The 10,622-nt window shown below is 60.6% G+C and carries 11 protein-coding genes; 5 read left to right on the top strand and 6 right to left on the bottom strand.

All coding sequences use genetic code 11. The features are described from left to right. The 4 genes from J2W17_RS19365 to J2W17_RS19350 all read left to right on the top strand — a co-directional run. Positions 1-228: acyl-CoA dehydrogenase family protein (locus J2W17_RS19365; protein ID WP_307337674.1), on the top strand; the 228-nt coding region annotated here is incomplete at its 5' end. Between the two features lie 74 nt (positions 229-302). After that, a complete protein-coding gene (locus J2W17_RS19360; RefSeq protein WP_307337671.1) occupies positions 303-1,511 on the top strand; it encodes a CaiB/BaiF CoA transferase family protein in 1,209 nt (402 codons plus the stop codon). A 56-nt stretch (positions 1,512-1,567) separates the two neighbouring features. Then, a complete protein-coding gene (locus tag J2W17_RS19355) occupies positions 1,568-2,332 on the top strand; it encodes an electron transfer flavoprotein subunit beta/FixA family protein (RefSeq protein WP_307337669.1) in 765 nt (254 codons plus the stop codon). Positions 2,333-2,348: 16 nt separating this feature from the next. Further along, positions 2,349-3,278, top strand: coding sequence for an electron transfer flavoprotein subunit alpha/FixB family protein (locus J2W17_RS19350; protein ID WP_307337666.1), 930 nt, complete (start codon positions 2,349-2,351; stop codon positions 3,276-3,278). A gap of 56 nt (positions 3,279-3,334) precedes the next feature. Here the strand turns inward: J2W17_RS19350 and J2W17_RS19345 are convergent, their stop codons facing one another. Both J2W17_RS19345 and J2W17_RS19340 read right to left on the bottom strand, forming a co-directional pair. Further along, entirely contained in the window at positions 3,335-4,189 is an 855-nt protein-coding gene (locus tag J2W17_RS19345) for a helix-turn-helix transcriptional regulator (RefSeq protein ID WP_307337663.1), read from the bottom strand. A 186-nt stretch (positions 4,190-4,375) separates the two neighbouring features. Further along, a complete protein-coding gene (locus tag J2W17_RS19340) occupies positions 4,376-5,347 on the bottom strand; it encodes an XdhC family protein (protein WP_307337660.1) in 972 nt (323 codons plus the stop codon). A gap of 90 nt (positions 5,348-5,437) precedes the next feature. Here J2W17_RS19340 and J2W17_RS19335 point away from each other — a divergent pair, with 90 nt between their 5' ends. After that, entirely contained in the window at positions 5,438-6,223 is a 786-nt protein-coding gene (locus tag J2W17_RS19335; RefSeq protein ID WP_307337657.1) for an alpha/beta fold hydrolase, read from the top strand. Here the strand turns inward: J2W17_RS19335 and J2W17_RS19330 are convergent. From J2W17_RS19330 to J2W17_RS19315, 4 genes are all read right to left on the bottom strand, one after another. After that, a complete protein-coding gene (locus J2W17_RS19330) occupies positions 6,216-7,568 on the bottom strand; it encodes an MFS transporter (RefSeq protein WP_307337653.1) in 1,353 nt (450 codons plus the stop codon). The genes J2W17_RS19335 and J2W17_RS19330 overlap by 8 nt on opposite strands. 185 nt (positions 7,569-7,753) lie before the next feature. Continuing rightward, a complete protein-coding gene (locus J2W17_RS19325) occupies positions 7,754-8,557 on the bottom strand; it encodes an enoyl-CoA hydratase/isomerase family protein (RefSeq protein ID WP_307337649.1) in 804 nt (267 codons plus the stop codon). A gap of 19 nt (positions 8,558-8,576) precedes the next feature. After that, complete coding sequence (locus J2W17_RS19320; RefSeq protein ID WP_307337645.1) at positions 8,577-10,115, bottom strand: AMP-binding protein; 1,539 nt, start codon at positions 10,113-10,115, stop codon at positions 8,577-8,579. Positions 10,116-10,120: 5 nt separating this feature from the next. Further along, complete coding sequence (locus tag J2W17_RS19315; protein WP_307337642.1) at positions 10,121-10,621, bottom strand: (2Fe-2S)-binding protein; 501 nt, start codon at positions 10,619-10,621, stop codon at positions 10,121-10,123. Between the last annotated feature and the right edge of the window lies 1 nt (position 10,622).

Here is a 10,622-nt window from a genome sequence, read left to right as displayed (position 1 = left end):
AAGAACGCCGGGGCCAGCGCCAACATGGCCAAGTACCTGGCGGCCAAAGCCTCCTGGGAAGCGGCCAATGCCTGCCTGCAGACCCACGGCGGTTTTGGTTTTGCCTGCGAGTACGACGTCGAGCGCAAATTCCGCGAGACCCGGCTGTATCAGGTGGCGCCCATCTCCACCAACCTGATCCTGTCGTACGTTGCCGAACACCTGCTTGAACTGCCGCGCTCCTTTTAAAGGATCAGCATAAAACCCAGCGCGTCGGCTCAAGCAGGCGCGACTGGGGAGCCATGACAAAAGAGATAATAATCATGAGCCAATCCAAAGGCGTCCGCCCGCTCGATGGCATTACCGTCGTCAGCCTTGAACATGCCATTGCAGCGCCCTTCTGCACCCGACAACTGGCCGATCTCGGCGCACGTGTCATCAAGGTCGAACGCCCAGGCACGGGTGACTTCGCCCGAGGTTACGACCAACGCGTCAACGGCCTCGCCTCGCACTTCGTCTGGACCAATCGCTCAAAAGAAAGCCTTACCCTGGATCTGAAACAAGATTCGGCCACCGAGGTGCTGGACAGTTTGCTGGCCACCGCCGATGTGCTCGTGCAGAACCTGGCACCCGGTGCGACCGCGCGAATGGGGCTTTCATTTGAGGCTTTGCATCAGCGGTTTCCGCGTCTGATTGTCTGTGATATTTCCGGCTATGGCGTTGGGGGTCCTTATGAGAAGAAAAAAGCCTACGACCTGTTGATCCAGAGCGAAGGTGGATTCCTTTCGGTCACCGGCGGACCGGGTGAGGAAGAAATGGCCAAGGCAGGTTGCTCGATTGCTGACATCGCGGCCGGTATGTACGCCTACACCGGAATTCTATCTGCCTTGCTGTTGCGTGGACGCACTGGCGAAGGAAGCCACCTTGATGTGTCGATGCTGGAAAGCCTGGTCGAGTGGATGAACTACCCGATGTACTACGCCTATGACGGCTCTCCCCCTCCCCCTCGCGCCGGCGCCGCGCACGCCACGATTTACCCCTATGGTCCCTTCCCCATCGGTGACGGCACGACAGTAATGCTGGGTTTGCAGAACGAACGAGAGTGGCAGCTGTTTTGCGACAAGGTACTGCTGACTCCTGAACTGGCGAAAGACGAACGCTTTTCTGCCAACTACAAGCGTGTCGAAAACCGTCAAGCGTTGCGGGCACTCATCGTTGAATCGTTCTCCACACTCACTTTCGATGCCGTCTTTGATCGGTTGGAGCATGCGCAAATTGCTAATGCTCGGGTCAATGACATGCAAGGTGTCTGGAACCATCCGCAACTTCAGGCGCGTGATCGCTGGCGGGAAGTCGAAACCACTGCTGGCACGGTGCCAAGCTTGATACCTCCAGGCAGCAATAGCGCGTTCGAGCCACGTATGGATGCTGTACCGGGCATCGGCCAGCATACCGAACAGGTGCTCAGGGAACTGGGGCTGGGCACGGATCGTATTGAAAAAATGCGTGCAGCCGGAGCGATTCAGGCTTGATCTGAAACTAAAAGCCTGCCTGCAACGATCAAAGTTTTTCGAGAGAGCACTGCCCAATGAAAATCCTGGTAGCTGTGAAACGTGCGGTCGACTACAACGTCAAGGTTCGCGTCAAGGCGGACAATTCCGGCGTCGACCTCGCCAACGTCAAGATGTCGATGAACCCGTTCTGCGAAATCGCAGTGGAAGAAGCCGTACGCCTGAAAGAACTTTCTATAAAAGAGGGGCGTGTTGCGACTGAAATCGTCGTCGTCTCCATCGGCCCGACCACCGCTCAAGAGCAACTGCGCACCGCGCTGGCTCTGGGTGCCGATCGCGCCATCCTCGTCGAATCCGCTGAAGATCTGACTTCCCTGGCTGTTGCCAAGCTGCTCAAGGCTGTAGTCGACAAGGAACAGCCGCAGCTGGTGATCCTTGGCAAACAAGCCATCGACAGCGACAACAACCAGACCGGCCAGATGCTCGCGGCACTGAGCGGCTACGGTCAGGGCACGTTCGCCTCGAAAGTCGAGATCAGCGGCGACAGCGTTGCCGTGACGCGCGAAGTCGACGGCGGCGCGCAGACAGTTTCCCTGAAACTGCCGGCCATCGTCACCACCGACCTGCGTTTGAACGAGCCGCGTTATGCGTCCCTGCCAAACATCATGAAAGCCAAGAAGAAGCCTCTCGAAGTAGTGACTGCGGACGCTTTGGGCGTTTCCACCGCCTCCACCAACAAGACCGTGAAAGTCGAAGCGCCTGCTGCACGCAGCGCGGGTATCAAGGTCAAGTCGGTGGCTGAACTGGTCGAGAAACTGAAAAACGAAGCGAAGGTGCTTTGAGTTAAGGAGCCGAATCATGACTATCTTGGTAATCGCTGAACACGACAACAAAGTGCTGGCTCCGGCCACGCTGAACACTGTGGCGGCCGCTGTCAAAATTGGCGGTGATATCCACGTTCTGGTTGCAGGTCAGGGCGCTGGCGCCGTGGCTGAAGCCGCTGCGAAAATCGCAGGCGTGGCTAAAGTGCTGGTGGCCGATAATGCCGCCTACGCGCATCAACTGCCGGAAAACGTCGCGCCCCTGGTGGCCGAGCTGGGCAAGGGCTACAGCCACATCCTGGCTGCCGCCACGTCCAACGGCAAAAACATCCTGCCACGCGTTGCCGCTGTACTGGACGTTGACCAGATCTCCGAGATCATCTCGGTCGAAAGCGCTGACACCTTCAAGCGCCCGATCTATGCCGGTAACGCTATTGCTACCGTTCAGTCGAACGCTGCAGTGAAAGTGATCACCGTCCGTGCTACCGGTTTCGACCCGGTGGCTGCTGAAGGTGGATCTGCTTCGGTTGAAGCCGTTGGCGCTGCACACGACGCTGGCATCTCCAGCTTCGTCGGTGAAGAACTGGCCAAGTCCGATCGTCCGGAACTGACCGCTGCCAAGATCGTCGTTTCCGGCGGCCGCGGCATGCAGAACGGCGACAACTTCAAACACCTGTACGCCCTGGCCGACAAGCTGGGCGCGGCGGTCGGCGCTTCCCGCGCCGCGGTCGACGCAGGTTTCGTCCCCAACGACATGCAGGTCGGTCAGACCGGCAAGATCGTTGCGCCACAGCTGTACATCGCCGTCGGTATCTCCGGCGCGATCCAGCACCTGGCCGGCATGAAAGACTCCAAGGTGATCGTTGCGATCAACAAGGACGAAGAAGCGCCGATCTTCCAGGTGGCCGATTATGGCCTGGTGGCGGATCTGTTCGAAGCGATTCCAGAAATGGCCGCCCTGGCCTGATCACCGACCGACAGGAGCGATAAATGTGAGCAGTTTCGATTTTTCAGCCTGTCGGTTCAACCCGCCGTATAGCTATCCACTACCCTCCGGTACTGGCTGGGAGAGGCGCCAATGTGTTGCTGAAAAAACCGTGTGAAATGACCTTGCTCGGAGAATCCGAGGTTCTCCGACAACAGACCCAACGTTCCACTGCGCTCACGCTCCAGCCAGGCAAAAGCCCGGCGCATGCGTGCGTCGTTCAGCAACAGGGTCGGCGTCAGGCCGGTATCTTTCTTGAACAGCGCAAAGAAGTGCGCCCGCGACAGACCACAAGCCCGCGCGGCATTGTCGATCGGGTTCGGATCATCGAGGTGCTCAAGCAACCAGGCGGTGCCACGGCGCACGCGGGCGTCCCGGAACTCGGCTGAGTTCGGCGCACCCTGCAGCGACAAATGCCGCCAACTGGAAAAGTCCTCGATCAGTTCGATCAGGAAATCGAACAGCATGAATTCCATGCGCTCTTTCGGCACGAGCCCGCAGCCATGCGCTTCGGCGACCAGGATGTCGGCCAAGGTGCGATTACGGCTCGACAGCTCGATACACGACTGGGCAAAAAAGTCCGGCCGACCGCTGAGCGCCAGCGACTGCTGGGCAGTGGCCAGCCAGGCGGGCTCGATATAGAGCGCCAGGATGACGGTGGCACCGGCACCCGGCTGCGGATCGTAGAAATGCGGCTCCCAGGCGTTGACCAGCACCGCCGTGCGATCGCTGAGCGGCACCCGACGACCGTTGACGTTGAAGTAAGTGTCTTCACCGGACACTTTGACCAGTACATGGCATTCGGAATGGGTGTGGGTGACCAGCGAACGATCCATATTCAGCAAGGCGACCCGTCCAAACCTGCCGTGGAAAACCCGTTGGGCAATCGACATCAGATTCCTCCGCTCGCTTGAAGCGCTATTGTCATCGGCCACAATGAAGGATCATCGCGGCGTCCAGGTTCTGGACCCTGGCGACTACTCAACGTTTCAGCAGCACTTTGCTGGTTACTATCGCGCGCGAATGACCGAGCGTCTACCCCGACTTTCGCAGCCCCCTCGCTCGTCGGAAAAACCGCCTTACAAGGCATGGCGTTCTTTCCCGTGATAAACGCGCAGGACATCGGCCACCACCGCCAGAGCGATTTCCGCCGGGGCCTTGCTGCCCAGATCGAGGCCGATGGGCATGTGCAAACGGGCGATCTGTTCATCCGTCAGACCACCAATGCGTTTGAGCCGCTCGGCGCGCTTGGCCGAGGTTGCCTCAGACCCCATGGCGCCGATGTAAAACGCCGGGGTGTGAACCGCTTCCATCAGCGCCAGGTCATCGATTCGCGGATCGTGAGTCAGCGCCACCACTGCGGTCGCCGCGTGACAACCTCCCGCGGCAATGAACATCGAGGGCAGCACGCGTTGCATCTCCACGCCTTCGAGCTGAACATGCAGCATCTCCTCCCGGGGGTCGCAGGCGATGACTTCGCAGCCAATGGCGCGGGCGAAACTGGCGCAGACTTGCGCGACCGGCGACAGCCCGGCCAGAATCAGTCGCAACGCCGGACCAACGCTGATGCGCACTGTCTCGTCGACGACTTGCACCCGCTCGCTGCCGTGCCCGGTGTCCGGGTCCAGGCGCAAGGCACCGCTGCTCAGTTCGACGTGACGCAGCAGACGACGCTGGCCGAGTAACGCCGCTTGCAGACTCTCCAGGTGCGCGATCCATTCGAGACTGGCAGCGCGGTGCTCGACCAGTACGATCAGCACGCCACCACAGGGCAATCGTAGACGGTGGCGTTGCTCGACGCTGTCACCATAACTGACGATCTGCGCCGGTTCGCGCAATTCACCGCGGGCCAGGCTTTCGAGAAACTCCTCCTCGACGCAGCCGCCCGACAGCGAGCCGACGTGCTCGCCCGAGCCATTGGTCACCAGCATCGCACCCGGCGCACGCGGCGCCGAGCCATAGGTGGAGAGCACCGTGCACAGCCACTGGGCCTGCCCGGCGCGAGCCCATTGCAGTGCCTGGTCGATCACCTGAACATCGAGATGGCGCATGTTTTCCATACCTCAAGCAAAGCGTGGTGCTGCATGCAGGGTTACGTTTACGGTAACCTGCGAGCAACCTTGTTCAATCGTTGATTCAGCATGTCGCCACAACAATTTTTGCAACTTGGGCCGCTGCGCCTGGAATATCGCCACCTGCCTGCGCCTGACCCGTCGCGACCGACCCTTGTGTTGTTGCACGAAGGCCTTGGCAGCGCCGACCAATGGAAAGACTTCCCCCTGCGCCTGGCCCAGGCCAGCGGTTGCGGTGTGGTCACTTACAGCCGACAGGGTTATGGGCAATCGAGCCCGGTGACCCTGCCGCGTCCGCTGAACTACCTGTGCAGCGATGGCCCACGTGAACTGCGGCAATTGCTCGATGCCTTGCAACTGTCGCACGTGGTCTTGCTCGGTCACAGTGACGGTGCATCCATCGTCCTTGCCTACGCTGCCGCCAACGATCCACGGGTGTTGGGCAGCATTGCCCTGGCACCTCACGTGATTGTCGAGACCGAGAGCCTCGATGGCATTCGCCATACCACCGAGGTTTGGCATCATGGCGAATTGCGCGAACGCCTGGCACGCCACCATGGGACCAATGTCGACGGCGCTTTTCACGGCTGGAGCGACAGTTGGTTGCACCCGGATTTTTCCCTGGACGATCTTGAAGCACAGTTGGCTTATATCGAAAAACCGCTGCTGGTCATTCAGGGGCGCGAAGACCACTACGCCACGCCCGAGCAACTGGTAGTCATCCAGCGACAGGTGCCTGGGCCGTGCCGCTGTGTGTTGCTGGATAACTGCCGGCACTTTCCCCAGACCGAAGCGACCGGGCGTACCTTGCAGCTGATCTGCGAATTCCTGGAGCGCCTCCCCGCCTTTATTTGAAATTGCCTTGGGTTTCCGGAATCACCACGCTGCCGATCAGGTAGATCACCGACAGACCGGCGGCGAAAATCGCCAGCACCATGGGGATCTGCGCCGGGCTGCTGCTGACCAGGGACACAAAGGTCGGCATGGTTCCGCCGAGGGCGAAACCGATGTTCCAGGACAACCCGGTGCCGCTGGCGCGCAGCTCGGTGGCAAAGCGTTCGTTGAGGAAGATCAGGATCGGCGCGATGATCGCCCCGCCCATGAAGCCGATGCCCATGCAATACAGCGCAGTGCGCGTCAGCGAGCCCGGTTCGGCGACACCAAGGAACATCATGGGCAGGCTCACCAGGTTGATCACACCCAGCAGCATGAAGGTCTTCTTGCGACCGATCAGGTCACTCAGGTAACCGAAGGCCAGTGCTCCAACGATTGTTGCCACCGACCCGTACATGAGCATCTGCGAAGTCTGCGTATGGGGCACTTTGGCGACCACGTTGAGCAGTGTCGGCAGATAACCGCAGGCCAAGTAATAGGTGGCACCGCCGCCGAACGTAATCAACAGGTTGACCAGCATCACCCCGCGGTACTCGCGACCGAACAGACGCTTGAGTGGCGACACGACCACTACCGCCGGCCCCTTGGTTTTGCGGGCCTGTTGCAGTTGCTGCCATACCGGGGTTTCTTCCAGGTAACGGAACATCACCAGACCGAAAAACGTGCTGAGCAAGCCGCAGAAGAACATGAAGCGCCAGCCCCAGACGTCAAACTCTTCCCCGGGAAAGATCTCCGACAACACCAGATAAGTGGCTGACGCCAACAGCGCGCCCATGCCGGCACCGGCGCCACCGATCAACCCGGACATCAAGCCGCGATAACGCGGCGAGATGGATTCGGTGCCGATGGTGTGAGTGGAGGCAACGATACCGCCGACGAAAACGCCCTGAATGACCCGCAAGACCAAAAACAGTATCGGGGCCAATACCCCGACCTGGTGAATGGTCGGCAAGGCGCCAAACAGTGCCGTGGAAACACCGACGCCGACCATCGACACCATCAACGCACGCTTGCGCCCGTGTTTGTCGGCATACGCGCCGAAGATCGCCGAGCCCAGCGGACGCACCAGCAAGGCCACGGCGAACGAGGCATACACCGCGGCCAGCGACAATGTCGGGGTGTCCGAGGGGAAGAACATACGGCCGATGATCGGCGCCACGTAGAGCAGAATGAACAGGTCGAATAAATCCAGCGCCCAGCCGAATGTCGAGGCAAATGCCGCAAGCAAGGCCTTGCCCGGTGGAATCTGCGGTGTATCGGTAGCGGCGCTGGTGGGTGATGCAGTTATTGTTGTTGTCGTAGTCATGGTTGCCTCACACAAACGGTGAATCGAAACGTTCTGCACCCCGGTGCGCGGGTTGCGGGTAATCAGCAGGCCAGCGGTGATACCTTGATGTGCCCTATCCGTTGCATTGAAGGGGCGGCAGACCCTGCTCCGCAGGGGCGCACGCCGTTGCCGACATGCTCCCGGGCCTGCTCGCCGGTACGCCTTTACTCGCCGGTGAACACTGCCGCACGCTTGCTGTGAAACGCTTCGACGCCTTCCTTGAAGTCCTTGGAACTGCGCAGACGGCTGTAGCAGTGACCTTCCATTTCGATCGCGACAGTCAGCGGCGCATCTTCGTTGTCGTTGATCAGTTTTTTCGCCGTGCGCTGAGCCAGCGGCGAGAAGCGCCGCAGTTCATCGACCAGCGCATCGACAGTGCTTTCCAGTTCGGTATCCGGCACGACCTCGGTAGCGATACCCCAGGCATAGGCCTGGTCGCCCGTGATGCGTTTGGCGCGCATCACCATGTGCTTGGTGCGGGTGATGCCGATGATTTTCTGCAGGCGTGCGGAGCCACCCGAGCCCGGGATCTGCCCCAGGTTCTGCTCAGGCAAGGCGTAGCGAGTGGTTTGCGAAGCAATGCGGAAATCGCAGGCCAGGGACAGTTCGAAACCAACGCCGAAGGTGTAGCCACGGTTGGCAACGATCACCGGTTTTTCGCAACGTGCCGGTGCCGCGACGTTCCAGGCCAGCTTGGAAACGTGCTCCGGCGACGCTTCGAGGAAGCCCTTGATGTCGCCGCCGCTGGAGAAGTGTTCACCCACCGAGCGCAGCACGATGACGCGCACGTCCTTGTGTGCATCGAGGGCTTCGAAGACCAGGCGCAGTTGATCGCGCTGGCCCATGGAAATGACGTTCAACGGCGCCCGGTCGAGGATGATGTCGGCGCGCTCACGGGACAGGTCGACTTCAACCTGGAAGCCATCGAACCGAGTGTCGAGAAATTGCTGGATCGCTTGTTGTTGCATGGGACTGTCCTCTGGATGATTAGCTGATGGCCTTCAAGGCCTGTTCCTGGAATTGGGCCAGCAGCACGCGCCGCAGCACCTTGCCCACTGGAGATTTGGGAATCTGATCGACGAACTGGTAACGCCGTGGCCGCTTGAACTTGGCCAGGCCCGAAGCGATGCAATGGGCATCGAGGTCGCCTTCCGAAACCTCGGCGCGCAGCTTGATAAACGCAGCAATGATCTTGCCCCACTGCTCGTCCGGCAGACCGACCACCACCACTTCTTCCACCGCCGGGTGCAGAGAGAGCATGTTTTCGATTTCCGCCGGGCTGACGTTTTCGCCACCGGTGATGATCAAGTCGTCGACGCGACCGGTGACGAACAGATCGCCCTCCAGATCGAAGTAGCCGATGTCACCGGTGAAATACCAGCCGTTACGCAACGCCTTGGCGGTCGCTTCGGGGCGGTTCAGGTAGCCTTCGAACGCCTCGTCGCTCGCCAGGTCGGCGATGATCTGGCCCTCCTCATACGGCTTGGCCAGCACGTCCACCGTTTCTGCATCGATCGGCACCACGCGCACCCGCTGGTTCATTGCACTGCGCCCTGACGAACCGGGTTTGCGGTTGGCTTGCTGGTCGATGGTGAAGGTGTAGATCTCCGAGCTGCCGTAATGATTGACGAACAATTGCGGCTGGAACGCCTGCTCGACCCGGCGCATCAAGCCGTCGCTCATCGGCGCGCCGGCAAAGCCGATTTTCTCCACACTGGCGACTCGCTCGCGGGCAAAGGCCGGGTGTTCGATGAGCATGTGGTAGAGCGTCGGCACCAGGTACAGGTTGCTGACCTTTTCCCGCTCGATGGCCTGCAGCGTGACCTCCACGTCGAACTTCGGCACACAGACGAAATGTCCGTCGATCAGCGCCATGGACAGCAGCGAACGCACGCCCATGGTGTGGTAAAGCGGCATGACACCCAGCGTGCACTCGCTCTGGCGGTAGAGGTTCTGCGCTACGTGGGCCACCGCCGCGGCGCGTTCGCAACGGTGCCTGCGTAGCACGCCCTTGGGCCTGCTGGTGGTTCCAGAGGTGTACAGCAGCAGTGAAAAGTCTTCGGCGTCGGCCTGAAGAATGATGCCGGAGGGGGTCTGCGAACACAGTTCCTCGAAACTCAGGTCGGTGTTGGCGGCACGCAGGCCGGTGGCGATCCGTGGCAGCCTGGCGGCGGCGCTGCAACCGGCCACCGCGGTCACGGTCGCGTCGTCGTAAGCCAGTGCGCGGATTTTCGCATCTTCGATGCAGTAGCCCAGCTCATCGGCAGTCGAACGCCAGTTCAACGGGGTCATGACGACGCCCGCAAACTGACAGGCCCAATGCAGGGTCGCCATCTGCCAGCGGTTCTGCATCGCTACCAGCAGTCGGTCACCGCGTTGCAGCCCAAGGCATTGCAAGCCCCAGGCGGCGCTCTGGATATCGACGAACCAGTCTTCATAGGTTTTCTTCAACGCACCGTCACTGACCGCCACGGCGTGTGGTCGGCGTTCAACGGCAGCGAGGAAACTGCGTCCGAGATCGAACATTATTGTTATACCCCTTTGTTCGTTTGGCGCTGGGCAGCGACTTCGAGCACGGCCTGGACGATGCCGGTGTAGCCCGTGCAGCGACATAGATGCCCCGAGAGCATGTCGCGTACCTGGGTCTCGTCCGGGTTGGGTACCCGTTCGAGGAAATCCACGCAGGACATGAGAATGCCCGCAGTGCAAAAGCCGCACTGCAAGGCGTGATGACGGCGAAAGGCTTGCTGCAGGTCGCTCAGTGTGTCGTCGTCGGCCAGGGACTCGACGGTCTCGATACGCCGCTCGTGTCCCTGTACCGCAAGCATCAGGCAGGAACGCATGGCGACCCCGTCCACCAGCACCGTGCAGGCACCGCAGACACCGTGTTCACAGCCGACATGGACACCGGTGGCACCGAGGTCGTGGCGCAGGAAGTCGCAGAGTTGGGTCCGCGGTTCGGCCAGCGCTTCGCGGGATCGGCCATTGAGTTCCAGGCGAATGGCAAAGGTTTGTTCGGCGGTTACACGCATG

It is taken from the genome of Pseudomonas lini (assembly GCF_030812475.1).
Taxonomy (GTDB): Bacteria; Pseudomonadota; Gammaproteobacteria; order Pseudomonadales; family Pseudomonadaceae; genus Aquipseudomonas; species Aquipseudomonas lini_A.
Note: the sequence above shows the minus strand (reverse complement) of the source record. Positions and strands in the feature narration are given on the sequence as shown.